The organism is Lentzea sp. NPDC102401, from assembly GCF_044765805.1.
In the GTDB taxonomy this organism is placed as follows: domain Bacteria; phylum Actinomycetota; class Actinomycetes; order Mycobacteriales; family Pseudonocardiaceae; genus Lentzea; species Lentzea sokolovensis.
Genome location: NZ_JBIWKS010000005.1, coordinates 322,530 through 346,646, shown reverse-complemented (window position 1 = coordinate 346,646; position 24,117 = coordinate 322,530). Strand labels below are relative to the sequence as shown.

Below are 24,117 nucleotides of genomic sequence, written 5' to 3'. Positions count from 1 at the left end.
TCGCATAGCCGTGAGAGGTGGCCTCAGGTGACGACGAACTCACGCCGCAACGGTCTGGCCCCGGTCACTCAGGCGCGGTTGGCGCTGTGGGCGTTCGTCATCGTCAACGTGGCGATCGTCGAGTTCCTGTTCCTGACCGCGGGCAAGGGCAAGAACGAGGTTCTCACCGTCGCCAAGTTCTTCGGCCTGCACGCCGCGCTGATCATGATGTTCCAGTTGCTGCTGGTGGCCCGGCTGCCGTGGCTGGACCGGCGCATCGGCATGGACCGCCTGACGGTGTGGCACCGGTGGGTCGGCTTCACACTGCTGTGGACGGTGCTCACGCACGCCACGATCGTCGTTCTGGGGTACGCGACGCTGGACGACGTGTCGATGGGGAGGACGTTCCTCGCGCTGGCGGGTGTTCCCGCCTCGTTGCTGGGCATGCTCGCGGCGACCACCATCCTGGTGATCGGGGTCGTTTCGACGCGGGCGATCCGGCGGCGGCTGCAGTACGAGACCTGGCACGGCCTGCACCTGCTGCTGTACGTGGCGCTCGGGCTGGCGTTCGTGCACCAGTTGCTGGAGACCACGACGTTCAAGTCGTCGGTCTTCGCGATGGTCTACTGGTGGGCGCTGTGGCTGTTCGCCTTCGGTTCGCTGGTCGCCGGGCGGATCGTGACGCCGCTGATCGTCAACGCCCGCCACCAGTTCCGGGTCGCGGCCGTGGTGCCGGAGTCGCCCGACGCGGTGTCGGTGTACGTGACCGGACAGGGTCTCGACCGGCTGGCCGCCAAGTCCGGCCAGTTCTGCATCTGGCGGTTCCCCGGACACCGCCACTGGTGGCTGGCGAACCCGTTCTCCCTGTCGGCCGAGCCCGACGGCCGCACGCTGCGGCTGACCGCCAAGGCCGTCGGCAAGGGCAGCGCGGGCCTGCGAACCCTGCGGGTCGGGACGCGTGTGTTCGTCGAAGGTCCGTACGGGGCGTTCACCTCACTGCACCGAACCCGGCCGGGCGTGCTGCTGATCGCGGGCGGCGTCGGTGTCACCCCCATCCGGGCTCTGCTGCAGGAGCACGTCCCGGGCGACTTCGTCGTGCTCTACCGGGTGCGCGACGAGCGCGAGGCCGTGCTGCTGGGCGAGTTGCGCCAACTCGTCGCCGCCCGCCGTGGCCGGCTGCACCTGCTCACCGGCCGGACCGGCCAGGGCGCCCGGCCGTTCGAACCGGGTGCCCTGCGGCAGCTGGTACCCGACGTCGTGGCTCGCGACGTGTACGTCTGCGGTCCGCCCGCGATGACCGCGGCCGTGCTGAGCGGACTCCGGGCGCTGAACGTGCCTCGCGGCCAGGTGCACGCCGAGAAGTTCGGCCTGGCCTGACGATCCGCTCTGCCGCTCAGCGCCGGCGTACGCAATCTGACGTACGCGAGATCAGAACGTGAGCGGATGATGCGCCCCCTCCTGGTGACGAGCATGGATCTCGACACCGCGAGAGAGGGAGAACAATGGCTACCACCCGCAAGCTCAGCGGCCGCGCCCGCAAGGCCGTGCTGCTCGTGCACGTCCTGTCGGCGGCGGCGTGGCTCGGCATCGACCTCGCACTGGGGATCCTCGTCGTGATCGCACTGTCCACTGAGGACGCCGGCACCGCGGGCGTCGCGATCCAGGCGGTCGACCTCTTCGCGATCTGGCCGATGTTCGGCGCCAGCGTCGTCTGCATGATCTCCGGCGTGGTGCTCGGCGTCGGCAGCAAGTACGGCCTGGTCAGGTACTGGTGGGTCGCGATCAAGCTGGTGCTGAACGTCGGCATGTCCCTGCTCATCGCGTTCGCGCTGCGCCCCGGCGTGGCGGAGGCCGCGCGGATCGGCGAGCGGATGCTGGCGGGCGACCCGGCCGCGGTGATCCCGAGCGACATCCTGCACCCGGTCGTGGTCGCGCCGACGCTGCTGCTGTTCGCCTACGTCCTGTCCGTGTTCAAGCCGTGGGGCCGGATCCGCAAGTCAGCCCAGCCAGTCAAGGGCCGGCGCCGCGACCTCGTCGGTGCTGTCTAACTGCGGGAAGTGCCCGCCGCCCGCCACGATCTCGACCCGCGAACCGGGCGCGAGACCCGTGGCGGCGCCGGCGTAGTTGTCGGGCGTGACGCACCCGTCGTCCGCGCCCGCCAGCACCAGCATCGGGACCTCCGCGGGCCTCTCGGACAGCTCGGCGAGGTCGGCCGGCGCCGGAAGGTCGGCCCGCTCGGTCCGGATGACGATCTCGCCGAACCGCGTCAGAAGTCCACCCTCATCACGAACCGCCGCTTCGTCGGGTGCGTCACCTGCACGAACCCGGCCTCCTCGAACACCTGCCGCGCACCGACGTGCATCTCGCCCCACGTGACGTTCTGCCCAGGCGCGGCGATCATCGGATACGCCTCGACGGCCCGAGCCCCGTGCTCGCGCGCGTGCTCCACGGTCGCCGCCGCCAGCTCGTAGGTGAGCCCCTGTTTGCGGAACCCCTTGCGCACCACGAAACACGTCACGGCCCACACGCCGTCGTCGTCCTTGTCCTCGGTGCGCCCCTTCCACGGAATGGGCATGTCGAGCAGCTTCGCGTAGTCACACCGCGGCTCGACCGCCACCCACGCGGCGGGCTGATCGTCCACATAGGCCACCAGACCGCTGCCGCGCGCGGACTGCTCCTCGTGCGCGGCGACGCGCTCGTCGTGCGTCGAGTCGCGCCAGAACCAGCCCTTCACCTTGTACCGCTGGCAGTGGCACTTGCCGGGCTCGGAGCCGTCGAAGATCGCCTCGACGTCCTCCCACGGCACCTCGTCCGACGACACGATCCGGATCATGTCAGCCAGACTAGAGCTCCTGGGCCAGGTTGACCGGGTTTCCGTCCGGGTCGAACACGTGCGCCACACGTTGTCCCCAAGGCATGTCGTTCGGGGGACCCTGCACGCGGCCGCCCGCACCCTCGACCAGCGGCAGCAGTGCGTCGACGTCGGCCACGTCGATGCTCAGCGCGATGCGCGGCGGCGCGGACAGGTCGGCCGGCTCGGAGACGAGCCCGAGTTCCGCGTCACCGATCTTCAGCGTCCGGTAGAACACCGGACCGTCCGGCGGGTACGAATGCACCTCGCTCGCACCGAGAACCTGCTCGTAGAACGCCTGTACCCGGTCCAGGTCCGGTGTCACGATGATGGGCTGGATGGCCATGAAATCCTCCTAGTCGTCCACAGGGATACGGGACGACTGCCCGGAACTCATCGGTGAACCGAACAAGGGCAGCAACTCCTCCACGTTCAGGAACGTCGTGCTGCCGGTGACCAGCCCATCCCGCACGTCGAGGAACACCAGCCCGAACGGCCGATCCATCCCCGGCCGCATCTGCCAGTACGCGGGCGACCCGTTGGCCCGCACCGGCACCAGCCACGCGCCGGCGCAGGCAGCCTCGGGATCGCTCAAAGCCACCGAGATCGGCCCACGCCCGCGCAGCCACCAGTTGAACGGCGGCATCGACATCGTCGCGTCCTCGTGCAGCAAAGCCACCAGGGTCTTCACGTCGTGCCGCTCGAACGCCTCGCAGTACCGGCTCAGCAGCGACTTCTGCACGGGATCGGAAGGAGTGAACGGCTCACCGGCGTCGACGACCGGTAACGTCGCCCGCGCCCGTTGCAAAGCGCTGTTCGCCGCCGCCACCGAGATGTCCAGCAGCGAGGCGACCTCGGAAGCCTGCCACGCCAGCACATCACGCAGGATCAGCACGGCGCGCTGACGCGGTGGCAGGTGTTGCAACGCGGCCACGAACGCCAGCCGGACGGTCTCGCGGCGAATCGCCTGGTCCTCCGGCAGCACCAGCGCGTCCGGCACGGGCTGCACGAAGGCGTTCTCCAGCAACGGGGCGCCGATGTCCCCGCCCGCTGGTCCGAGGCCGACGGCCAGGGCGCGCCGCTGGGCGCTGCGCTGCATGTCGATGCAGATGTTCGTGGCGATGCGGTAGAGCCAGGTCCGCAGCGACGCGCGTGACGAGTCGTAGCTCTCGTGCGCCTTCCATGCGCGCAGGAGCGTTTCCTGCGCGGCGTCCTCGGCCTCGAAGCCGGAGCCGAGCATGCGGTAGCAGTAGCCGGTCAGCTCGACCCGGAACGGCTCCAGCGCCTCGATCACGCGAAGAACCCTAGTCGATGAGGCGGTCGACCAGGTCGAACGTGGGGTAGGACTGGTTCTCGTCGCCGAAGTGGCCGTCGTCGCGGACGATCTGGGTGCCGCCCGCCCGCTCGAACATCGCGCGGCCCCGGAGGTCGTCGCAGCCGTAGGGGTCGTTGCGGGAGTTGATGAAGTAGAGGTCGCGGACGTGTGCCCTGATCGCGGCCCAGTCGTAGTCGTCCTGAAGGACGGGCTCGTCGTTGGTGTTGGGCTTGGTGGAGTAGCCGGCGACGAGAACTGCCTTGCTGACCGGCGTGTCGATGTGCTGGAGGACGGCGAGCAGCAGGGCGGCTCCGCCGGAGTGGCCGATCAGGACGGTGTCCTCGTCGAAGGTGTGACCGGCCAGCACCTTCGGCAGGAAAGTGGCGATCGGCTCGACGTTGAGAGTGGGGTAGTGCGGCGCCTCCACGGTGTACCCGCGCTTGGTCAGCTGATCGCGGAGCCAGGGGAGCCACACGACGTCCGGATGGGCGCCGGTGCCGTGGAAGATGATGGCCTTGCGGTTCATGTCGTGGTCCTCAAGCCGGATGACCGATGAGTTCTCGTCGGCCGGAACGTAATTACGACCATGACAGCAGACATCCGCGCCGCGGTGGCGGCGGAACGACGTGATCAGGCCGAGTTTCTGAGCGGCCTCACCGAGGAGCAGTGGAACGCGCCCAGCCTGTGCGAAGGCTGGACGGTGAAGCACGTCGTCGCGCACACGACACTGCCGTTCCACTCCTCGGGCAAGCGAGTGGTTCTGGAGATCCTGAAGTCGGCCGGCCGCTTCAACCACGCCTCCGACCGCATGGCCCGCAAGGACGCCCGGCTACCGACAAGCGACCTGCTCGACGCTTTGAAGAACAACATCGACCACCCGTGGACGCCACCCGGCAGCGGTCCCGCGGGCGCGCTCTCCCACGACGTCATCCACGGCCTCGACATCACGACCGCGCTGGGCGTCGACCGCGAAGTCCCGCACGAACGGTTGAAAATCGTCCTGGACGGCATGAAGCCCAGCAACGTCAAGTACTTCGGCGCGGACCTCGACGGCAAACGCCTGGAGGCCACCGACATGGACTGGACGTTCGGCGAGGGGAAACCGGTCAGGGGACTGGCCCAGGACCTGTTGCTGCTGGTCTGCGGGCGCACGCTGCCGCCGGGAAGACTCAGCTGACCGCCCTGCGCACGCGGGCCGTCGCCTCGGCCGTCGCCACCAGGAAACGGGCGACGACCTGACGGTCCGCGTCGCTCATCTCGCCCCACACCGCGGCGTACTCGCGGGCCAGCGGCTGGAAGAACGTCGCCGCCAGCGCCGTCGCCCGGTCGAGCACCTGGAGCTCGACCCGGCGACGGTCGTCCGGATCGCGCTCGCGCGTCAGGTGACCGGCCTTCTCCAGCCGGTCCAGCACGGACGTCGTCGCCGACGCGCTGAGGTTCAGCGCCTTCGCCAGCGTGCCGGGTGTCATCGGTTCGGTCATGATGAGGTTCAGCGCTGTCATGTCCGTGGGATGCAACTCGTGGGCCGCGCTGAAGATCTCCAGGAACCTGTTCGACTCCATCACCAGCGCGCGCACCATCATGCTCAGGTCGTAGTCGGTTGCATCGCTCACGATCACAGCTTACTATTTCGGTCATCGAAACTTTTGACGATCGAAGGAATATCTGATGCGAGTCCTTGCCGGCGTCCTGCTCGTCGTCTGGCTGGCCCTGGGCGGCTTCACCGGACCGTATGCGGGCAAGCTGTCGGAGGTCGCGGAGAACGACAGCAGTGCGTTCCTGCCCAACTCGGCCGAGTCCACCCAGGTCGCCGAGCTGCAGAAGAAGTTCCAGCGCGAGAACGCGATCCCGGCGATCGTCGTGATCGAACGGTCCGGCGGACTGACCGAAGAGGACAAGCGCTACCTCGCCGACGAGGTGAAGGGCTTCCAGGCGTCCCCGGTGATCCCCTCGCCGAACGACGACCAGGCCGCGCAGGTCGTCGTGCTGCTCGACCCGGCGAAGGACGTCAAGGACTCGGTCTTCGAGCTGCGAGACGGCACACGCAGCGCTCCCCAAGGGCTGACGGTGCTGGTCACGGGCCCGGCCGCGCAGGTAGCGGACCTCGTCGAGGCGTTCGGCGGGATCGACGGACTGCTGCTGATCGTCGCGGGCGCCGTGGTCGCGTTGATCCTGCTGGTGGTCTACCGAAGTCCGCTGCTGCCGCTCGTCGTGCTGGTGTCGGCGGTGTTCGCGCTCGGCCTGGCCAGCTTCGTCGTGTACCTGCTCGCGAAGAACGACGTGCTGGCGTTGAACGGCCAAAGCCAGGGCATTCTCTCGATCCTGGTCTTCGGCGCCGCGACGGACTACGCGTTGCTGCTGGTGTCGAGGTTCCGCGAGCAACTGCGTGACACGCAGGACAAGTACGAGTCCATCCGCACGGCCTGGCGCGGCACGATCGAACCCATCGCGGCCTCGGCCGGCACGGTCATCCTGGGCGTGCTGTGCCTGCTGTTCAGCGACCTCGACTCGAACAAGGGCCTCGGCCCGGTCGCGGCCATCGGCATCGGCGCCGCGCTGCTGACCACGATGACGTTCCTGCCCGCGACGCTGGCCCTGCTCGGACGTGGCGCCTTCTGGCCGTTCGCACCGAAGTTCGGCTCGAAGCACCCCGAGACCAGCGGGCTCTGGGGCCGCGTCGCGAACCTGGTGCGGCGCAGGCCTCGCGCGATCTGGATCGTCACGTCGCTCGTGCTGCTCGCGGGCGCCGCGTTCCTGCCGCAGCTCAAGGCGTCCGGCACCGCGCAGTCCGACGTGTTCCTGACGCCGGTCGAATCCGTTGCGGGCCAGGAGGTGCTGTCGCGGCACTTCCCCGGCGGCACCGGCTCACCGACCGTGATCATCACCGCCGAGAGCAGCACGGCCGAGGTCGTGCAGAAGTCCAAGGTGGACGGTGTCGCGGACGTGCGGCCCTCCGGAACGGCCGACGGGCTCGTGCGCATCGAGGCCACGCTGAAGGACGCGCCGGACTCCGATGCCGCGGTCGAGACCGTGCAACGGCTTCGTGCGGCCGTGGACGGCATCGACGGAACGAAGGTGGGCGGGCCGACGGCGACGTTGCTCGACACCAGGACGACGTCCGAGCACGACCGGGCGCTGATCATCCCGATCGTGCTGCTCGTGATCTTCCTGATCCTGGCCCTGCTGCTGCGGTCGTTGCTGGCGCCGTTGCTGCTGATCGCGACCGTCGTGCTGTCGTTCGCGGCCACGATGGGCGTCTCGGCGCTGGTGTTCAACCACGTCTTCGACTTCCCCGGCGCCGATCCCGTGGTGCCGTTGTTCGGGTTCGTGTTCCTCGTGGCGCTGGGCATCGACTACAACATCTTCCTGATGACCCGCGTCCGCGAGGAGACCCAGCAGCTCGGCACGGTCGAGGGCACGCTCAGGGGTCTCAGCCTGACCGGTGGCGTGATCACGTCGGCGGGTGTGGTGCTGGCGGCCACGTTCGCGGCGCTGGCCGTGCTGCCGATCCTGTTCCTGACGCAGATCGCGTTCATCGTGGCGTTCGGCGTCCTGCTGGACACGTTACTGGTGCGGTCCTTGCTCGTGCCGGCGCTGTCGGTCGACATCGGCGGGCGAATCTGGTGGCCGTCGAAGCTGCGGTGAGTCAGGATTCCCGGCATGACCTTCACGGCTCGTCAGCTCAACCGCGCCACGCTCGACCGGCAGATGCTGCGGGGGCGCGAACCGGTTGACCTGCTGACGGCCGTGGACCGGGTCGTGGCGATCCAGGCTCAGGAACCCGCGTCGCCCTACATCGCGCTGTGGAACCGGATCGAGGGCTTCGACCCCGCGGATCTGGACGAGGCGTTCGCGAGCGGGGTGGTCCGCAAGGCATCGCTGATGCGGATCACCCTGCACGCGGTCACGGCCGCGGACCACGAGGTGTTCCACCACGCGATGCTGCCCGCCCTGAGGGCGTCACGGCTGTACGACAAGCGGTTCAAGGCCATGAACGTCACGATCGAACAGGCCGACGCGCTGCTGGAGCACCTGCTGGAGTTCGCGGCGACGCCCCGGCAGAAGGCGGAGATCGAGGAACTGCTGCACTCGCACGTCGGCGACGTCGGTGAGCCCGGCGTGTGGTGGGCGCTGCGGACCTACGGCGGTCTCGTGCACGCGCCGACGGGCGGGCCGTGGTCGTTCGGGCTGCGGCCGTCCTATCTGGCCGTGGCGGCCGAGCCCCGCGAACGGATGGCGGCCGTCGCGGAGATGCTGCGGCGCTACCTCACCGGGTTCGGGCCCGCGACCGTCCTCGACATGAACCAGTTCAGCATGCTGCCGCGCACCACGATCCGGGAAGCGCTGGCGTTGCTGGATCTGGTGAAGCACGGCGATCACTACGACATTCCGAATCGGACAATCCCGGACGAAGACACCCCGGCGCCGCCACGACTGATGGCCATGTGGGACAGCACGTTGCTGGCCTACGCCGACCGCAGCCGGATCATTCCGAATGAATATCGCAAGCTCGTCATCCGAAACAACGGTGACACGCTGCCGACACTTCTCGTCGACGGCCACGTGGCCGGAGTGTGGCGTCCCACCGAGGACGGAGGCGTGGAGGCGACCGCGTTCCACGCCCTTGACGAGGAACAATGGGCCGGACTGGCGGAGGAGGCCGCGGCACTGCGCAAGCTCCTCGGTGATCGCGAACCGCAGGTGTACAAACGTTACGCACGGTGGTGGAGCGGCCTTCCGGCTCACGACGTTCGTACTGTGTGAATACGTCAAGATCCACAAAGGACCGTGCGTGAGTCACTATTCCTCCACCCTGCATGGAGGAAAGTTCAATGTCTCTCACGAGAATGCGCGTGCTGCCGGCGTTCGCCGCCGGTCTGCTCGCCGCCGGCGCGATCACCCTGCTCGGCGGCACCCCTGCCGCGACCGCCGTCGGTTCGGCCGAGTGCGTCGACACGCACGCTGACGAGCACTCGGCTGCTCGCGGCAGGCCCGGCAGCACCGGCCACGACCGCAACGAGATCTCCGACGCCCAGGCCGCCCAGATGAACGCGGACCTGCGCGCGAAGATCTCCAAGAACAACTCGCTCGGCGAGTTCAGCGCGCTGGCGGGCGGCACGATCAACGTGGTCTTCCACGTCGTGACCACCTCGGCGGGCAAGGGCGCGATCACCGACGCCACCCTCACCAAGCAGCTCAAGGTCCTCAACGACGGCTTCGCGGGCGTGGAGTCGAGCGCGGCGGCGAAGACGGGCTTCAAGTTCGTGCTGCAGCAGACCAAGCGCTACACGAACAACACCTGGTTCAACGGTGGCGCGGACAACGCCGGCACCGAGCGTCAGATGAAGACCCAGACCCGCGTCGGCACGGCCGCGACGCTCAACATCTGGTTCACCGACATCGACGGCTTCGGCTTCGCGACGTTCCCGAGCTGGTACAAGGGCGACCCGAAGATGGACGGCGTCGTCGTCGACTACGCCACCGTTCCCGGCGGCTCCGAGGTCAACTTCAACCTCGGCAAGACCGTGACGCACGAGGTCGGCCACTGGATGGGCCTCTGGCACACCTTCCAGGGCGGCTGCACCGCGACCAACGACGAGGTCGCGGACACCCCGGCGCAGACCAGCTCCACCTCGGGCTGCCCGGAAGGCCGCGACTCCTGCTCGCGGACGGGCCTGGACCCGATCCACAACTACATGGACTACTCCTTCGACGACTGCTACAACCAGTTCACCCCTGGTCAGAACACCCGCATGCAGAGCGCCTGGACGGCCTACCGCGCCGGCAAGTGATCTGACGGGAGGGCCTGCGCCGACAGCAGAAGGAAGCGCAGGCCCTCCCGTGACGCGTCGTTCGCCGCGGTGTACGCGACGAGCAGCTGGTCGGGATGAGTGTCCACGGTGAACTGCTGCACGTCGAGGGTCAGCGTGCCGGCCACCGGGTGGTGGTAGGTCTTCACGAGCTGACGCGGCCCGCGCACCTGATGCGTCGCCCACCACGTGCGGAAGTCCAGGTCCTTCACGCTCAGTTCGCCCACCAGCGACGCGAGCGCGCGATCGTGCGGGGTGCGGCCCGCCTCCATCCGAAGCACCGCAACACATTCCTGCGCCGAGCGTTCCCAGTCGCCGTACAGAGCGCGGAACGCCGGGTCGAGGAACGTCAGCCGGATCAGGTTGCGTTCCGGCGCGGGCAGAGCGCCGAAGTCCGTCAGAAGCGCGGACGCCGCGCTGTTCCAGGCGAGAACGTCCATGCGGCGGTGCAGGACCATCGCCGGGATGTCCGGCATGCCGTCCAGCAGCTGCTGCAACCGCCCGGCGACCTCAGGAGCGGCGTCCTGCCTGGCAGGGGCGACATCGGCGAGCGTGAACAGGTAGTCGCGTTCGTCCGCGGCCAGCTGGAGCGCGTCGGCCAGTGCGTCGAGGACGGTGCGGGACACCCGGTTGGTGCGGCCCTGTTCCAGCCGGACGACGTAGTCGACGCTCACGTGCGCGAGCTGGGCCAGTTCCTCGCGGCGCAGCCCCGGGACGCGGCGGGTCCTGCCGTCGTCGGGGAAGCCCGCGCGTCGCGGGTCGGCCGCGGCACGGCGGGTGCGGAGGAAGTCGCCCAGGTCGGTCATGCCTCCAGTGTCCGTGTTTGCGGGGACGTGTGCCTGGTACTGGTGTGCATAGGCTGGGGCGTCCCTGGTTGTGCCGGTCTCGCGGGACGACCGTGGTGGACATGGACAACGTGACCTTCCCCAGCAACGGACTCGAGATCGCCGGCCACCTCCACCGGCCGGAAGGCGCTCCGCGCGGAGCGATCGTCGTCGGGCACCCCGGCACCGGCGTCAAGGAGCAGACCGCGGGACTGTACGCACAGCAGCTCGCTGAACAGGGCTTTCTCGCGTTGGCGTTCGACGCCGCCTACCAGGGCGAGAGCGCGGGAGAGCCGCGCGGCCTGGAGGACCCGTTCCAACGGGTCGAGGACATCCGTGCGGCCGCGAAGTTCCTCGGCGAGGAGGACGAACGCGTGGGCGTGCTCGGCATCTGCGCGTCCGGCGGGTACGGGGTGGCGGCCGCCGGGACCGATCACCGGATCAGGGCGATCGCCACCGTCAGCCTGGCCGACATCGCCCGCCAGTTCCGGTTCGGCGCCGACGGCACCCAGGATCCCGCCGTGCTGCAGGGGATGCTGGACCAGGTGCGGGACGGCGGCTTCACGCTGTTCCCGGAGACCGGTGAGCAGGCCCGCGCCGGTGGCCCGCACTCGTACGAGGGCTGGGAGTACTACTGCACACCGCGTGGTGAGCACCCGCGCTCAGCCAAGACGGTGACGTGGAGCAGCGTCGGCAGGATCGCCGCGTTCGACGCGTTCCGCGCCGTCGACCTGATCGCGCCGCGGCCCTTGCTGCTGGTGGCCGGGCGCGAGGCGGTCACGTCGTGGATGAGCGTGGAGGCCTACCAGAAAGCGGGCGGCCCCAAGGAGTTCCACTGGGTCGACGGCGCGACGCACGTCGACCTGTACGACAGGTACGTGCCCCAGGTCGTCGAGCGGGTCACCGAGTTCTTCGCGAAGAACCTCTAGATCCGGGTGGCGACCGACCGGGCTCGGTCCAGTTCACGCCGGTAGCGGCCGGGGTTGTGCGCGGCGAGTTCCTCGTACGCCGCAAGGGATTCGCTGATCGCCGCCCCGGCCTCGGCATGTTCCGAGCGCAGGCCGCGGATCAGCGCGTGGTCGCACAGCGCGTCGGCCAGCAGGTAGCCGTACTCGTACGGGTCGCGGGCGTGCTGTTCCCGGTAGTGGGCCACCGACCGGAGTGACGCCTCCAGCGCGAGGTCGAGATCGCCCGCGTGCGCCGAGGCCAGCGCGAAGGTGTTGCGCGCCATGGCTTTGCCGTCCGCCGTCTGGTACAGCTCGATGCTCTTCGCGGCGGCCTCCGCGGCTTCGGCGCACGAGCGGCGCGTGATCAGGAGGCTCGCCCGGTTGTTCCACGCACGCGCGAGCGTCTGGCGGCCGAGCTCGCGGTCCTCGTGCTTGGTCGCGAGGGAGATGGCCTCGTCGCTGGCGGCCAGCGACTCGTCGAGCCTGCTGGCGTCGTGCAGCCTGCTGCCCAGACTGACGAGCGCGACCGAGAGCCGCAGCTCCGCCCTCATCACCATGGCACGGCCTTCGGTGGCCGCGAGCATCTCGCGGTAACGGTCGGCCGACTCCTGGGCGGCCTCCAGCGCCTCGGCGAGGAAACCCAGGTCGCGCAGGCGGTTGGCGTGGTTGTGGAGTCCTCCGGCGAGGTCGTCGAGCGACTGCCGGTCGCCCTCTTCCTCCGCGTGCTCCCGCAGAACGGCCACGGCCTCGTCGGCGGACACGCGTGCCTCCTCGAACCGGCCCAGGCGCACCTGCAGAAGGCCGAGCTCCTCGAAAGCGGCGTGGCCGTTGATGTTCCGACCCGGACCGCGGTGCCGCCAGAACGCCGCGCTGAGCGCGGTCCACTCCGCCGCCTGCTCGTAGTCGCCGATCGTCGCGAGACGGTGCGCGTACTCCAGCCACGCGTGCGCGAGGTCGTAGCCCGGCAGCCGGTGCGGTACCAACTCCTGGCCGTCTAGCTCGGCGACGGCCTCGCGGGCGTTCTCTGCGGCTTCGGCGTGCCTGCCGAGCCTGCCGAGGAGGTTGGTGACCCAGTACCTGGCCGTGTTGGCGATCCCCGTGCTGCTGTGACCCGGCACGGCCAGGAGCAGCGCCAGCGGCAGTTCCTCCTGCGTGACCTCCAGCGCCTCCTCATACCGCTCCTGCCGCATGAGGTTGTCGCGCATCAACGTCAGGACGCGCCGCAGCTTCTCGGCGTCACCGGCCTCCCGGCGGAACTCCAGCACCTCGTGGTGCGTCCGCAACGCGAAGTCGTCCCAGCCGCACTCCTCGAACCACTCCGCCAGCTCCACCAGGGCTTCCGTCAACGCGTCCGGACTGGGCCAGTCCTCGCGAGGCCTGCTCCGCAACTCCTCGACGACAGGCCAGACGTACCCGAGCATCTTCAAGGGGTCCGGATGGCCGCCTCTGGCAGGGCGGTGCCACGTCTCGTTGCGGCTCACAGGGTTGATCACGCGCGAGTGGATATCACGTCCCGGTGGTCGATCAGCAGCCTCGCCCGCGCCACCGGGTCGCACTGCGCCAGGTACAGGCGCTGCCCCTCGACGTAGCGGCGGTTGCGGGGGTCGTCCGGATCGGGCGGGCTGCCGTCGCGCACGGCCATCCGCGCCACCGACACCGCGAAGCCGACGTCCAGGAACACCGAGAAGTCCCAGTGCCGCACGAGCTCGTCGCGGTGCAGGAAGATGCCGTCCACCAGCAGGAGCGCGGACGGCGGCGCGACCTCGGCCGACGCGTCCACGTACTCGTCGGTCTCCAGGTCGTGACTCGCCCGCCGGAACGGCTGCCCGGCCGCGAACGGCGCGAGCAGGAGGCCGGTGAAGCGCTCGTAGTCGTAGCTGTCCAGGAAGAACCCTTCCGGTGACGCCCGCCCGCGCTGCCAGCGAATCGCGCGCGGGTGGTGGAAGTCGTCCACGGATGCGCGCACCACCTCGCGGCCCCTGGAGCGCAGCACCTGAGCCAGGTCGTCGCAGAACGTCGTCTTGCCCGCGCCGTCGACCCCGTCGACCCCGACCAGGCCTCGGGAAGGCAGCAGATCGGCGACTTCGCCGAGCGTTTCCGCGCGCGTCATGGCATCGACGTTCTCACACATCGTGACCGCCACAGGCCCTATCGGATGAGACCCAGGTCTCCCCGGCCTCAAGAACGCGTAAAAGCCGGGCCCGACCCCGTAAGGACGCTGTCAGGCACCCCCTGATCAGGCATTTCGTGATGCACGCTTCCGAGCGTCATCAAGAATCCTTTGTCGTTGAAGGGAGCGGCGTCATGGCCGACCTGGCCTACGCGTTGCTGCTGATCGGGAGTTTCGTCGTGCTGGGCCTGACGGTGCGTGGACTGGAGAAGTTGTGAGCACGGGACTCGTCGCGAACGCCGTCGCCGGTGTGATCGCGCTCGCGCTGATCGTCTACCTGTTCATCGCACTCGTCAGGCCGGAGAAGTTCTGATGTCACCTCTCGTGGCCGGCCTCCTGCAGGTCGGCATCCTCGTCGCGGCCCTCGCGGTCGTGTACCGGCCCCTCGGCGACTACATGGCCCGCGTGTTCACCGCGAAGAGCCACTCAAGAGCCGAGAAGGCCATCTACCGGTTCGCGCGGATCAACCCGGACGCCGAGCAGAAGTGGAGCACCTACGCGTACGGCGTGCTGGGCTTCTCGTTCGTCGGCATCGTGTTCCTGTACGTGATCCAGCGGATCCAGTCCGTGCTGCCGTTCAACTTCGACCGCGGCAACGTGCCGGAGGGCATGGCGTTCAACACGGCGATCAGCTTCGTGACGAACACGAACTGGCAGTCGTACGTGCCGGAAGCCGTCATGGGTCACACGGTCCAGATGATCGGTCTGACGGTGCAGAACTTCGTGTCGGCCGCGGTCGGTCTGGCGGTCGCCGTCGCCCTGGTCCGCGGTTTCGTGCGCAGCCAGACCGACCGGCTCGGCAACTTCTGGGTCGACCTCGTCCGCGGCACGATCCGGATCCTGCTGCCGATCGCGTTCATCGCGGCGATCGTGTTGGTGATCACGGGCGTCACGATGAGCCTCAAGTCCGGTGTGGACGTTGACGGCCAAGCGATCGCGAACGCGCCGGTGGCGTCCCAGGAGGCAATCAAGGAGCTCGGCACCAACGGTGGCGGTGTGCTCAACGCGAACTCGTCGCACCCGTTCGAGAACCCGAACGAGTGGTCGAACCTGATCGAGATCTTCCTGCTCCTGATGATCCCGGTGGCGCTCACCCGCACGTTCGGTCAGCTGGTCGGCAACAAGAAGCAGGGGTACGTCCTGCTCGGCGTCATGGGCGTCATCTGGACGGCCATGCTCGGGATCATCTGGGCCGCGGAGGCGAACGGCCTACGGCCCCTGGAGGGCAAGGAACTCCGGTTCGGCATCCCGGCCAGCGCGCTGTTCGCCAACTCCACGACGGGCACGTCGACCGGCGCGGTCAACTCGTTGCACGACAGCTACACGGGGCTCGGCGGCGGCGCGGCGATGCTGAACATGCTGTTCGGCGAGATGACGCCGGGCGGTGTCGGCACCGGGCTCTACAGCATCCTGGTGATGGCGATCATCGCGATGTTCCTGGCGGGCCTGATGGTCGGCCGCACGCCCGAGTACCTGGGCAAGAAGCTGGGGCGCAAGGAGGTCACGGCCGCCGCGGTGTCGATCCTCGCGATGCCGACCGTGCTGCTGATCGGCGCGGGCATCGCCGCGATCCTGCCGAGCACCCAAGGCGCGCTGAACAACCCGGGAGAGCACGGGCTGTCGGAGATCCTCTACGCCTACGCGTCGGCGTCGAACAACAACGGGTCGGCTTTCGCCGGCATCACCGTGACGAACGACTGGTTCCAGTCGTCGCTCGGCCTGTGCATGCTGTTCGGCCGGTTCATCCCGATCGTCGCGGTGCTGGCGCTCGCCGGATCCCTTGCGGCGCAGAAGAAGGTGCCGGTGACGGCGGGCACGCTGCCCACCACCGGGCCGTTGTTCGCGACGCTGCTGACCGGCGCGATCGTCCTGGTCGCCGCGCTGACGTTCGTTCCCGCTCTCGCCCTCGGTCCCATCGCGGAGGCACTGCTGTGACCACCACCCTTCAGAAACCGGCTGTGGCACAGGAGAAGACACCTGCCAAGCCCAGCATCGCCGCGGCGATCCCGGAGGCGTTGCGCAAGCTCCACCCGCGCCACCAGTTGCGCAGCCCCGTCATGTTCGTGGTCTGGGTGGGGTCGCTGCTGGTCACCGTGTTCGCGGCGACCGACCCGAGCGTGTTCACCGTCGCGGTGGCGCTGTGGCTGTGGTTCACCGTGCTGTTCGCGAACCTCGCCGAGGCCGTCGCGGAAGGGCGCGGCAAGGCACAGGCAGACTCGCTGCGCAGGACCAAGAAGGATGCCGTCGCCCGCATGCTCAACGGCGACGTCGTGGCCGGTACCGAGCTCAAGATCGGCGACCTGGTGGTCGTGGAGGCCGGCGAGGTCATCCCCGGCGACGGTGACGTGGTCGAGGGCATCGCGACCGTCGACGAGTCGGCGATCACCGGCGAGTCCGCGCCCGTCATCCGCGAGTCCGGCGGCGACCGGTGCGCGGTCACGGGCGGCACGACCGTGCTGTCGGACCGGATCGTCGTCAGGATCACGACGAAGCCCGGCGAGTCCTTCGTGGACCGCATGATCGCGTTGGTCGAAGGCGCGGAACGGCAGAAGACGCCGAACGAGATCGCGCTGACGATCCTGCTGTCCACGCTGACGATCATCTTCGTGCTCGCGGTGGTGGCGCTGCAGCCGTTCGCGATCTACTCCGGCGGCGAGCAGTCGGTGGTCGTGCTGACCGCGTTGCTGGTCTGCCTGATCCCCACGACGATCGGCGCGCTTCTCAGTGCGATCGGCATCGCGGGCATGGACCGGCTGGTGCAGCGCAACGTCCTCGCGACGTCCGGCAAGGCGGTCGAGGCAGCGGGCGACATCGACACGTTGCTGCTCGACAAGACCGGCACGATCACCTGGGGCAACCGGCGCGCGACCGAGTTCATCCCGGTCGGTCCGACCTCCCACGAGACGCTCGTGGCGGCCGCCCGGCTGGCGAGCCTGGCCGACGACACCCCGGAAGGCCGCAGCATCCTCGAACTCGCGGGCGGCCAACCGGCCAGTGAGCACGAGAGGACCGGCGAGTTCGTGCCGTTCACCGCGCAGACCCGCATGTCCGGCATCGACCTCGGCGACCGCAGCATCCGCAAGGGCGCCGCGTCCGCGTTCGAGCTGACCGACACGGCCCGCGAGATCGTGGACGAGATCAGCGGTCAGGGCGGCACTCCGCTCGTCGTGGCGGAGAACGGCCGGGTCCTCGGCGTCATCAGGCTGTCCGACGTCGTGAAGCCCGGCATGAAGGAACGCTTCGCCGAGCTGCGCGCGATGGGCATCCGCACGGTCATGGTCACCGGCGACAACCCGTTGACCGCCAAGGCCATCGCGTCCGAGGCCGGTGTGGACGACTTCCTCGCCGAGGCCAAGCCCGAGGACAAGATGGCCCTGATCCGCAAGGAACAGGAGGGCGGGCGCCTGGTCGCGATGACCGGTGACGGCACGAACGACGCGCCCGCACTGGCCCAGGCGGACGTGGGCGTCGCGATGAACACCGGCACGTCGGCCGCGAAGGAGGCCGGCAACATGGTCGACCTCGACTCGGACCCGACCAAGCTCATCGAGATCGTGGAGATCGGCAAGCAGTTGCTGATCACCCGCGGTGCGCTGACGACGTTCTCCGTGGCGAACGACCTCGCGAAGTACTTCGCGATCCTGCCGGCGATGTTCGCGGCGATCTACCCGGCGCTGGACAAGCTGAACATCATGCACCTGGCCACGCCCCAGTCCGCGATCCTGTCGGCGGTGATCTTCAACGCGCTGATCATCGTGGCGCTGATCCCGCTGGCGCTGAAGGGCGTGCGCTACCGGCCGTCCAGCGCGTCGGCGCTGCTGCGGCGCAACCTGCTGATCTACGGCCTGGGCGGCGTCGTGACGCCGTTCGCCGGGATCTGGCTGATCGACCTGCTCGTGCGACTCATTCCCGGGATCGGCTGAACCAATGGACAACTTTCTGAAGCAGTCGTGGGCGGGTCTGCGGATCCTGCTCGCACTCACGGTGCTCCTCGGGGTGCTCTACCCGCTGTCGGTGTGGGGTGTGTCGCGGCTCCCCGGCCTGCACGCCAACGCGGAGGCCACCGACACGACGCTGGTCGCCGTCACCCGCGAAGGGGACCAGTACTTCGTGCCACGTCCGTCCGCGGCCACGTTGCCCGCGTCCGGCGGGTCGAACAAGGGCGAGCTGAACGAGGACTACACCTTGGTCGTCGCCGAGCGCAGGACCGAGATCGCGCAACGCGAAGGCGTGCCCGAGAGCCAGGTTCCGCAGGACGCCGTCACGGCGTCGGCTTCCGGCCTCGACCCGCACATCAGCCCGGAGTACGCGGCGTTGCAGGTGCCCCGCGTGGCGCGCGCGTCCGGGCTGCCGGTGGAGAAGGTGCGTGAGCTGGTCGCCGCCAACACTCACGGCACCTTCACCACCACCGTCAACGTGACTGCGCTGAACCGTGCCATCGACAGCGCCAGTTGACGGTCGCCGGGGAGAGCTGAGGATCTACCTCGGCGCCGCTCCCGGCGTCGGCAAGACCTTCGCCATGCTCGGCGAGGCCCACCGGCGCCGGGAGCGCGGCACGGAGGTGGTCGTCGGACTCGTGGAGACCCACGGCCGCGACAAGACCGCTTCCCTGCTCAAGGACCTGGAAGTGCTGCCGCGCAGGGTGATCCGGCACCGCGACCTCGAAGTCGAGGAGATGGACGTCGACGCGATCCTGGCGCGCAAGCCCGAGGTCGCGGTGATCGACGAGCTCGCGCACACCAACGCGCCGGGCTCGCGCAACGAGAAGCGGTGGCAGGACGTCGAGGAACTGCTCGAAGCGGGCATCGACGTCCTGTCCACGGTCAACGTCCAGCACCTGGAGTCGTTGAACGACGTCGTGGAACGGATCACCGGTGTGCGGCAACGGGAGACGGTGCCGGACGAGGTGGTCCGCCGCGCCGAGCAGGTCGAGCTGATCGACCTCACGCCCGAGGCGTTGCGCAGGCGTTTGGCGCACGGCAACATTTATCCGGCGCACCGGATCGATGCCGCACTGGGCAACTACTTCCGGCTCGGCAACCTGACGGCGTTGCGCGAACTGGCGTTGCTGTGGGTGGCGGACCAGGTCGACGTCGCGTTGCAGCGCTACCGCAGCGAGAAGGAGATCACCGACACCTGGGAGACCAGGGAACGGGTCGTCGCCTCGATCACCGGTGGGCCGGAGAGCGAGACGCTGATCCGCCGGGCACGCAGGATCGCGGTGCGGGCGGGCGCGGAACTCCTCGTGGTGCACGTGATGCGTGGCGACGGGCTGTCCGGCGCGACGCCCGAGCACATCGCCCGGTCCCGCAAGATCACCGAGGACGTCGGCGCTACTTTCCACTCGGTCGTCGGCGACGACGTGCCGACGGCGTTGCTGGAGTTCGCCCGCGGCGTCAACGCCACCCAGCTCGTGCTCGGGACTTCGCGCAGGTCACGGGTCGCGCGAGCGTTCGACGAGGGCATCGGCGCGGCCGTCGTGCAGGAGTCCGGCGCGATCGACGTGCACATGGTCACGCACGACGAGTCGCGGCGCGGTCTGCGGTGGAAGGTCACCACCGACCCGTTGTCGTTGAAACGACGTCTGATCGGCTGGGGCCTGTCGCTCGTGCTGCCGGCCGCCGTCACGGGGCTCGGCATGCTGTGGCGCGACGAGCTGGACCTCTCGACCGATCTGGTGGCGTTCCTGCTGGTCACGTGCGTGGTGGCGATCGCGGGCGGGCTGGGTCCCGCGCTGTTCTGCGCGGTCCTCGGCGCCGGGCTGCTGAACTTCTTCTTCACCGAGCCCTACTACAGCCTGGCCGTGCGGTCGCCGGAGAACGTGATCACGCTGGCAGCCATGGTGATCGTCGCGACGGTCGTGGCGCTGACCGTCGACCGGGCGGCACGGCTGGGGGAGCAGGGCGCACGGGCCCGGACCGAGGCCGCGTTGCTCGCTTCCTACTCCCGCACCGTGCTCACGTCGCCCTATCCGCTGGCGCGGCTGCTGGAGAAGATCCGGGAGAACTTCGGTCTGGAGTCGGTAGCGCTGCTCGAACGCCGTGGCGGCGGCTGGGAACGCGTCGCATGCGTGGGACCGCGGCCGTGCGACGAACCGGATGACGCCGACGCGGACGTGATGGTGACGTCCGACATCCACCTGGCACTCCGCGGCCGGGTGTTGCCCGCGAGCGACCAGCGCGTGCTGGAGGCGGCCGCCGGGCAGGCGTTGATGGCGTTGCGGCAGCAGCGAATGGCCGACGAGACGCGTGACGCGCACCGCAAGGTCGAGACCTCGGAACTGCGCACGGCACTGCTGTCGGCGGTGGGGCACGACCTCCGCACACCGCTGACGTCGATCAAGGCCGCGATCGGCAGCCTGCGCGACGAGTCGCTGCCACTGTCCACTGAGGACGTGTCGGAGCTGATGGCGACTGTGGAGGAGTCCGCGGACCGGTTGACCGGCCTGGTGGACAACCTGCTGGACTCCTCGCGGCTCGCCACCGGGTCGGTGGAGCCGGTGCTGCGGCCCGTCAGCTACTACGAGGCGGTGGCGCGGGCGTTGGCCGGTCTCGACGAACGGCACGCCGTCTCCGTCGTGGTGGACGAGCACCTGCCACCGGTGCTCGCGGACCTCGGGCTGCTGGAGCGAGTGGTGGCGAACGTCGTGGACAACGCGGTGCGGCACGGCGGATCCGAGGTGGCTGTCCGGGCCAGCGCGCACGGTTCCTCCGTCGAACTGCGGATCGTCGACCACGGCCCCGGACTGCCGAAGAAGGCGGGACACAAGGTGTTCGCGCCGTTCCAACGCCTCGGAGACCGCTCGGCCACACCGGGCGTCGGGCTCGGCCTGAGCGTCGCGAAGGGCTTCACCGCGGCCATGGGCGGCGAGATCAGCGCCGAGGACACCCCGGGCGGCGGCCTGACCGTGGTCATTTCCCTGCCCGCCTACGAGGAGGCTTCCGGATGACGTCAGTGCTGGTAGTGGACGACGAACCGCAGATCGTGCGGGCGTTGAGGATCAACCTCAGCGCGCGCGGATACGACGTGATGACGGCCTACGACGGCAAATCCGCGCTCGGCGTGGCCGTCGAGGGCAAGCCGGACGTGGTCGTGCTCGACCTCGGCCTGCCCGACATCGACGGCGTGGACGTGATCGCCGGTCTGCGCGGCTGGTCCACGATCCCGATCATCGTGCTGTCCGCGCGCACCGACTCGTCGGCCAAGGTCGAGGCCCTGGACGCGGGCGCCGACGACTACGTCACCAAGCCGTTCGGGATGGACGAGCTGCTGGCCCGGTTGCGCGCGGCCGTGCGCCGCAACCTCGCCCGGGAGGCGGGCGATCCGGTGGTCGAGACGTCGTCGTTCGTCGTGGACCTGGCGGTGAAGAAGGTCCGCCGCGACGGCCGTGAGGTGCATCTGACGCCGACCGAGTGGGGCCTGGTCGAGATCCTGGCGCGCAACCCCGGCCGGCTCGTGTCGCAGAAACAGCTGTTGCAGGAGGTATGGGGGCCGATGCACGTCAACGAGTCCCAGTACCTGCGTGTCTACTTCGCCCAGTTGCGGCGCAAGCTGGAGGACGATCCGGCTCACCCGCGGCACCTGATCACTGAGCCCGGAATGGGATACCGCCTCGAGGTTGACGGGCGGGCGTGAGAGCGCTTCCATGGAACTCCGCTGCCGTGCGATCGTGACAGAGAGGTCATCATCGTGGCTCGAAAACTCACGCGCGCCCTGCTGGGACTGGTACTCGTCCTCCCGCTCTCCGGCACCGCGCAGGCAGCGGTTCCACCGACCCCGACAGGCTGGTCTCTCGCCTGGTCGGACGACTTCACCGGCGCGAACAACACCGCGCCGAACGGCACCAACTGGATCGTCGACACCGGGCACGGCTACCCCGGCGGCCCCGGAAACTGGGGCACCGGCGAGATCCAGCGCTACACCAACGACCGCGCCAACCTGGCTCTCGACGGCGGCGGCAACCTGCGCATCACCCCGTTGCGCGCGGCGAACGGCGAATGGACTTCGGCCCGCATCGAGACCCGTCGTTCGAACTTCAAGGCACCGGCTGGCGGCATCCTGCGCATCGAGGGCCGCATCCAGATGCCGAACGTGACCGGCGCGGCCGCGTTGGGCTACTGGCCGGCGTTCTGGGCGCTGGGCTCGCCGTACCGCGGCAACTACTGGAACTGGCCGGGCATCGGTGAGTTCGACGTGATGGAGAACGTCAACGGCATCAACAGCGTCTGGGGCGTGCTGCACTGCGGCGTCAACCCCGGCGGCCCGTGCAACGAGACGAACGGCCTCGGCGCGTCCCGCGCCTGCCCCGGCAGCACCTGCCAGTCGGCGTTCCACACCTACCGCTTCGAGTGGGACCGCTCGGTCAGCCCGAACCAGCTGCGGTGGTACGTCGACGGCCAGCAGTTCCACGTCGTGCGGCAGAACCAGATGGACGCCACGTCGTGGAACAACATGACCTCGCACCAGGGCTACTTCATCCTGCTGAACGTGGCGATGGGCGGCGCGTTCCCGAACGGCGTGGCGGGACGGGCGACGCCGACCGCGCAGACCACGCCGGGCAGGCCGATGCTGGTCGACTACGTGGCGGTGTGGACCCGGCCGTAGAACCTATGGCCAGCCCTACTGCTCCACCTCCCCGAAGTCGCTAGCTTGGACGGCAGCGGACTTCGGGGGAAGGTGGAGCGGTGGGGGATCTGGCGCGCCGGGACGTGCTGTCCTGGCTGGGGAAGGGCGCACTCGGAGCGGTCGCGCTGGGTGCCGTGGGGCAACCCGCGATGGCGGCGACCGGCGTGACCGTGCTGCGTGGAGCGACGCTCATCGACGGCACCGGCCGCGCGCCCGTCCGGGACGCGACCATCGTGCTGGCCGGCGACCGGATTCTGGCCGCCGGCCGCCACCGTGACGTCCCGCGTGGCGTGCGGGTGATCGACGTGGCCGGGAAGTACGTGATCCCCGGCCTGTGGGACATGCACACCCACGCGACGTTCCTGGAGAACACCGTCGCACCGCTGCACGTCGTCCAAGGCGTTACGGGCATCCGCGAGATGTGGGGCCAGTCCGAAACGCACGACACCCGTCGCCGCATCGAGTCCGGCGAGATCCTCGGACCCCGCATGGTGATCGCCAGCGCGATCGTCGACGGCCCCGGTTCCATCTGGCCCGGTGCGGACATCGTCCGCACCCCGCAGGAGGCCCGCGCCGCCGTGCGCAGGGCCAAGGACGGGGGAGCGGACTTCGTCAAGGTGTACTCGTTCCTGTCCCCGGAGTGCTACGCCGCCATCGCCGCGGAGGCTCGCAGGCTGCGGATCCCCTTCGCAGGCCACGTTCCCGCCCGCGTGCCGGTGCAGGACGCGCTCGCGCAGCACACCCACGAACACATGTACAACCTGTTCACGTCCACTTCGGACAACGCCGACGACCTCTACGCCCAGCTCCGCGCCATGCCCGACGACCCGGCCGACCCGAACTGGTGGGGACGGCACGGAGGTCGCATCGAACGGGCCGCCGTCGCCACCCACTCACCGGCCCGAGCCCGCAAGCTGTTCGCGGCCATGGTCGAGCGGGGCACCTGGCAGTCGCCGACGCTCTTCGTCGAACGGAACATGTCCCGCTCACCCGAGACCATCGCGAACGACCCGGTGGCCCTCGAACGGATGCGCTACGTCCCGGTGGCGTTGCGCGCGCAATGGCAGACGATCATGTCCGGTCGTCCGGCGCGCACGCCCGAGCAGGTCGCGGAACTGCTGAAGTTCGGCGACGCCCGCATGCGTTTGCTGCGAGAGATGCACGAGGCAGGGGTCGGCGTCGTCGCGGGCACGGACGCGGGGTTCGCCTACGTCTTCCCCGGCTTCTCCCTGCACGACGAACTCGTGCTCCTGGTGCGGGCCGGACTCACACCGGGCCAGGCCCTCCGGTCGGCCACCAGCGAGGCCGCGCGCTGCCTCGGCCTGGAGCACGAGACGGGCACGGCCACGCCCGGCAAGCAGGCGGACCTGGTCGTGCTGGACGCGGACCCGTTGCGGGACATCACGAACGTCAGCCGCGTGCACGCCGTCGTCAGCCGAGGCCGTTACCTCGGCCCGGCCGACCGAGCGCGAATCCTCCGGGAGATCGAGGCCGCCGCGCGGGAACCGGTCGAGGTGCGGGCGACGATGGGGTGTTGCGTGCACTGATGTGGTCCCCGCCACCGTGATCGTCAGGATCGCGTCAAGGTGGCGGCCA

25 protein-coding genes are annotated in these 24,117 nt (G+C 69.2%); 16 read left to right on the top strand and 9 right to left on the bottom strand.

Going from position 1 to position 24,117, the window contains the following annotated elements; genetic code table 11:
* Positions 1 to 27 precede the first annotated feature (27 nt).
* Both ACIRG5_RS20545 and ACIRG5_RS20540 read left to right on the top strand, forming a co-directional pair.
* Complete coding sequence (locus ACIRG5_RS20545) at positions 28 to 1,356, top strand: ferric reductase-like transmembrane domain-containing protein (RefSeq protein WP_402906723.1); 1,329 nt, start codon at positions 28 to 30, stop codon at positions 1,354 to 1,356.
* Positions 1,357 to 1,481: 125 nt separating this feature from the next.
* Positions 1,482 to 2,027, top strand: a complete 546-nt coding sequence (locus tag ACIRG5_RS20540; protein WP_402906721.1) for a hypothetical protein — start codon at positions 1,482 to 1,484, stop codon at positions 2,025 to 2,027.
* Here the strand turns inward: ACIRG5_RS20540 and ACIRG5_RS20535 are convergent.
* The 5 genes from ACIRG5_RS20535 to ACIRG5_RS20515 all read right to left on the bottom strand — a co-directional run bounded on the left by ACIRG5_RS20535 (position 1,977) and on the right by ACIRG5_RS20515 (position 4,671).
* Complete coding sequence (locus ACIRG5_RS20535; protein WP_402906719.1) at positions 1,977 to 2,150, bottom strand: alpha/beta fold hydrolase; 174 nt, start codon at positions 2,148 to 2,150, stop codon at positions 1,977 to 1,979. The genes ACIRG5_RS20540 and ACIRG5_RS20535 overlap by 51 nt on opposite strands.
* Positions 2,151 to 2,245: 95 nt before the next feature.
* Positions 2,246 to 2,812 carry a GNAT family N-acetyltransferase gene (locus ACIRG5_RS20530; RefSeq protein ID WP_402906717.1) on the bottom strand — a complete coding sequence of 189 codons (567 nt, stop codon included), beginning with the start codon at positions 2,810 to 2,812 and terminating at the stop codon, positions 2,246 to 2,248.
* A 10-nt stretch (positions 2,813 to 2,822) separates the two neighbouring features.
* Positions 2,823 to 3,176, bottom strand: coding sequence for a VOC family protein (locus ACIRG5_RS20525; RefSeq protein ID WP_402906715.1), 354 nt, complete (start codon positions 3,174 to 3,176; stop codon positions 2,823 to 2,825).
* 9 nt (positions 3,177 to 3,185) lie between these two features.
* Positions 3,186 to 4,124 carry an RNA polymerase subunit sigma-70 gene (locus ACIRG5_RS20520; protein WP_402906713.1) on the bottom strand — a complete coding sequence of 313 codons (939 nt, stop codon included), beginning with the start codon at positions 4,122 to 4,124 and terminating at the stop codon, positions 3,186 to 3,188.
* Between the two features lie 10 nt (positions 4,125 to 4,134).
* A complete protein-coding gene (locus ACIRG5_RS20515) occupies positions 4,135 to 4,671 on the bottom strand; it encodes an RBBP9/YdeN family alpha/beta hydrolase (protein WP_402906711.1) in 537 nt (178 codons plus the stop codon).
* Positions 4,672 to 4,731: 60 nt separating this feature from the next.
* Here ACIRG5_RS20515 and ACIRG5_RS20510 point away from each other — a divergent pair, with 60 nt between their 5' ends.
* Positions 4,732 to 5,322, top strand: a complete 591-nt coding sequence (locus ACIRG5_RS20510; protein WP_402906709.1) for a maleylpyruvate isomerase family mycothiol-dependent enzyme — start codon at positions 4,732 to 4,734, stop codon at positions 5,320 to 5,322.
* Here the strand turns inward: ACIRG5_RS20510 and ACIRG5_RS20505 are convergent.
* The gene (locus ACIRG5_RS20505; RefSeq protein ID WP_402906708.1) at positions 5,315 to 5,758 is read right to left on the bottom strand and encodes a MarR family winged helix-turn-helix transcriptional regulator; all 444 of its coding nucleotides are present in this window, start codon (positions 5,756 to 5,758) and stop codon (positions 5,315 to 5,317) included. The genes ACIRG5_RS20510 and ACIRG5_RS20505 overlap by 8 nt on opposite strands.
* Before the next feature lie 55 nt (positions 5,759 to 5,813).
* Here ACIRG5_RS20505 and ACIRG5_RS20500 point away from each other — a divergent pair, with 55 nt between their 5' ends.
* The 3 genes from ACIRG5_RS20500 (at position 5,814) to ACIRG5_RS20490 (ending at position 9,937) form a co-directional block, all read left to right on the top strand.
* Entirely contained in the window at positions 5,814 to 7,790 is a 1,977-nt protein-coding gene (locus ACIRG5_RS20500) for an MMPL family transporter (protein WP_402906706.1), read from the top strand.
* Between the two features lie 15 nt (positions 7,791 to 7,805).
* Positions 7,806 to 8,909 (top strand): winged helix DNA-binding domain-containing protein, encoded by a 1,104-nt coding sequence (locus ACIRG5_RS20495; RefSeq protein WP_402906705.1) that lies wholly within the window; start codon positions 7,806 to 7,808, stop codon positions 8,907 to 8,909.
* A gap of 68 nt (positions 8,910 to 8,977) precedes the next feature.
* The gene (locus ACIRG5_RS20490; protein ID WP_402906703.1) at positions 8,978 to 9,937 is read left to right on the top strand and encodes a zinc metalloprotease; all 960 of its coding nucleotides are present in this window, start codon (positions 8,978 to 8,980) and stop codon (positions 9,935 to 9,937) included.
* On the opposite strand, the gene ACIRG5_RS20485 is transcribed toward ACIRG5_RS20490, so the two are convergent.
* The gene (locus ACIRG5_RS20485) at positions 9,919 to 10,761 is read right to left on the bottom strand and encodes a helix-turn-helix transcriptional regulator (protein ID WP_330276761.1); all 843 of its coding nucleotides are present in this window, start codon (positions 10,759 to 10,761) and stop codon (positions 9,919 to 9,921) included. The two genes, ACIRG5_RS20490 and ACIRG5_RS20485, sit on opposite strands and share 19 nt — an antisense overlap.
* 101 nt (positions 10,762 to 10,862) lie before the next feature.
* Here ACIRG5_RS20485 and ACIRG5_RS20480 point away from each other — a divergent pair, with 101 nt between their 5' ends.
* Positions 10,863 to 11,708 carry an alpha/beta hydrolase gene (locus ACIRG5_RS20480; protein ID WP_402906701.1) on the top strand — a complete coding sequence of 282 codons (846 nt, stop codon included), beginning with the start codon at positions 10,863 to 10,865 and terminating at the stop codon, positions 11,706 to 11,708.
* Here ACIRG5_RS20480 and ACIRG5_RS20475 read toward each other — a convergent pair.
* Positions 11,705 to 13,219, bottom strand: a complete 1,515-nt coding sequence (locus ACIRG5_RS20475; protein ID WP_402906700.1) for a hypothetical protein — start codon at positions 13,217 to 13,219, stop codon at positions 11,705 to 11,707. The genes ACIRG5_RS20480 and ACIRG5_RS20475 overlap by 4 nt on opposite strands.
* Entirely contained in the window at positions 13,216 to 13,836 is a 621-nt protein-coding gene (locus ACIRG5_RS20470) for a uridine kinase (protein WP_402906698.1), read from the bottom strand. Before ACIRG5_RS20470 ends, ACIRG5_RS20475 begins: the two co-directional genes overlap by 4 nt.
* Positions 13,837 to 13,976: 140 nt before the next feature.
* Between ACIRG5_RS20470 and ACIRG5_RS20465 the strand changes: the two genes are divergently transcribed.
* From ACIRG5_RS20465 to ACIRG5_RS20425, 9 genes are all read left to right on the top strand, one after another.
* The gene (locus ACIRG5_RS20465; RefSeq protein WP_402906696.1) at positions 13,977 to 14,114 is read left to right on the top strand and encodes a hypothetical protein; all 138 of its coding nucleotides are present in this window, start codon (positions 13,977 to 13,979) and stop codon (positions 14,112 to 14,114) included.
* Complete coding sequence (kdpF, locus tag ACIRG5_RS20460) at positions 14,111 to 14,209, top strand: K(+)-transporting ATPase subunit F (protein ID WP_319979798.1); 99 nt, start codon at positions 14,111 to 14,113, stop codon at positions 14,207 to 14,209. The genes ACIRG5_RS20465 and kdpF overlap by 4 nt, the downstream gene beginning before the upstream one ends.
* Positions 14,209 to 15,831: a potassium-transporting ATPase subunit KdpA gene (kdpA, locus tag ACIRG5_RS20455; RefSeq protein WP_402906694.1), complete on the top strand. Its 1,623-nt coding sequence runs from the start codon at positions 14,209 to 14,211 to the stop codon at positions 15,829 to 15,831. The genes kdpF and kdpA overlap by 1 nt, the downstream gene beginning before the upstream one ends.
* A gap of 23 nt (positions 15,832 to 15,854) precedes the next feature.
* The gene (gene kdpB / locus ACIRG5_RS20450; protein ID WP_402907089.1) at positions 15,855 to 17,819 is read left to right on the top strand and encodes a potassium-transporting ATPase subunit KdpB; all 1,965 of its coding nucleotides are present in this window, start codon (positions 15,855 to 15,857) and stop codon (positions 17,817 to 17,819) included.
* Between the two features lie 4 nt (positions 17,820 to 17,823).
* A complete protein-coding gene (locus tag ACIRG5_RS20445) occupies positions 17,824 to 18,351 on the top strand; it encodes a potassium-transporting ATPase subunit C (RefSeq protein ID WP_402906693.1) in 528 nt (175 codons plus the stop codon).
* On the top strand, positions 18,329 to 20,845 hold the full coding sequence (locus ACIRG5_RS20440) for a DUF4118 domain-containing protein (protein WP_402906691.1): 2,517 nt from the start codon (positions 18,329 to 18,331) through the stop codon (positions 20,843 to 20,845). Before ACIRG5_RS20445 ends, ACIRG5_RS20440 begins: the two co-directional genes overlap by 23 nt.
* On the top strand, positions 20,842 to 21,531 hold the full coding sequence (locus ACIRG5_RS20435) for a response regulator (RefSeq protein ID WP_402906690.1): 690 nt from the start codon (positions 20,842 to 20,844) through the stop codon (positions 21,529 to 21,531). The genes ACIRG5_RS20440 and ACIRG5_RS20435 overlap by 4 nt, the downstream gene beginning before the upstream one ends.
* 54 nt (positions 21,532 to 21,585) lie before the next feature.
* Positions 21,586 to 22,500: a glycoside hydrolase family 16 protein gene (locus ACIRG5_RS20430; protein ID WP_402906688.1), complete on the top strand. Its 915-nt coding sequence runs from the start codon at positions 21,586 to 21,588 to the stop codon at positions 22,498 to 22,500.
* Positions 22,501 to 22,580: 80 nt separating this feature from the next.
* Positions 22,581 to 24,068 carry an amidohydrolase family protein gene (locus ACIRG5_RS20425; protein ID WP_402906686.1) on the top strand — a complete coding sequence of 496 codons (1,488 nt, stop codon included), beginning with the start codon at positions 22,581 to 22,583 and terminating at the stop codon, positions 24,066 to 24,068.
* Positions 24,069 to 24,117: the final 49 nt, after the last annotated feature.

Coding starts and splice junctions, on each gene's coding strand:
- ACIRG5_RS20515 (WP_402906711.1), bottom strand. CDS start 4,671: ATGAACCGCAAGGCCATCATCTTCCACGGCACCGGCGCCCATCCGGAC.
- ACIRG5_RS20465 (WP_402906696.1), top strand. CDS start 13,977: ATGCACGCTTCCGAGCGTCATCAAGAATCCTTTGTCGTTGAAGGGAGC.
- ACIRG5_RS20530 (WP_402906717.1), bottom strand. CDS start 2,812: ATGATCCGGATCGTGTCGTCGGACGAGGTGCCGTGGGAGGACGTCGAG.
- ACIRG5_RS20490 (WP_402906703.1), top strand. CDS start 8,978: ATGTCTCTCACGAGAATGCGCGTGCTGCCGGCGTTCGCCGCCGGTCTG.
- ACIRG5_RS20540 (WP_402906721.1), top strand. CDS start 1,482: ATGGCTACCACCCGCAAGCTCAGCGGCCGCGCCCGCAAGGCCGTGCTG.
- ACIRG5_RS20445 (WP_402906693.1), top strand. CDS start 17,824: ATGGACAACTTTCTGAAGCAGTCGTGGGCGGGTCTGCGGATCCTGCTC.
- ACIRG5_RS20525 (WP_402906715.1), bottom strand. CDS start 3,176: ATGGCCATCCAGCCCATCATCGTGACACCGGACCTGGACCGGGTACAG.
- ACIRG5_RS20470 (WP_402906698.1), bottom strand. CDS start 13,836: ATGACGCGCGCGGAAACGCTCGGCGAAGTCGCCGATCTGCTGCCTTCC.
- kdpA (WP_402906694.1), top strand. CDS start 14,209: ATGTCACCTCTCGTGGCCGGCCTCCTGCAGGTCGGCATCCTCGTCGCG.
- ACIRG5_RS20435 (WP_402906690.1), top strand. CDS start 20,842: ATGACGTCAGTGCTGGTAGTGGACGACGAACCGCAGATCGTGCGGGCG.
- ACIRG5_RS20480 (WP_402906701.1), top strand. CDS start 10,863: ATGGACAACGTGACCTTCCCCAGCAACGGACTCGAGATCGCCGGCCAC.
- ACIRG5_RS20510 (WP_402906709.1), top strand. CDS start 4,732: ATGACAGCAGACATCCGCGCCGCGGTGGCGGCGGAACGACGTGATCAG.
- ACIRG5_RS20495 (WP_402906705.1), top strand. CDS start 7,806: ATGACCTTCACGGCTCGTCAGCTCAACCGCGCCACGCTCGACCGGCAG.
- ACIRG5_RS20500 (WP_402906706.1), top strand. CDS start 5,814: ATGCGAGTCCTTGCCGGCGTCCTGCTCGTCGTCTGGCTGGCCCTGGGC.
- ACIRG5_RS20485 (WP_330276761.1), bottom strand. CDS start 10,761: ATGACCGACCTGGGCGACTTCCTCCGCACCCGCCGTGCCGCGGCCGAC.
- ACIRG5_RS20535 (WP_402906719.1), bottom strand. CDS start 2,150: ATGCTGGTGCTGGCGGGCGCGGACGACGGGTGCGTCACGCCCGACAAC.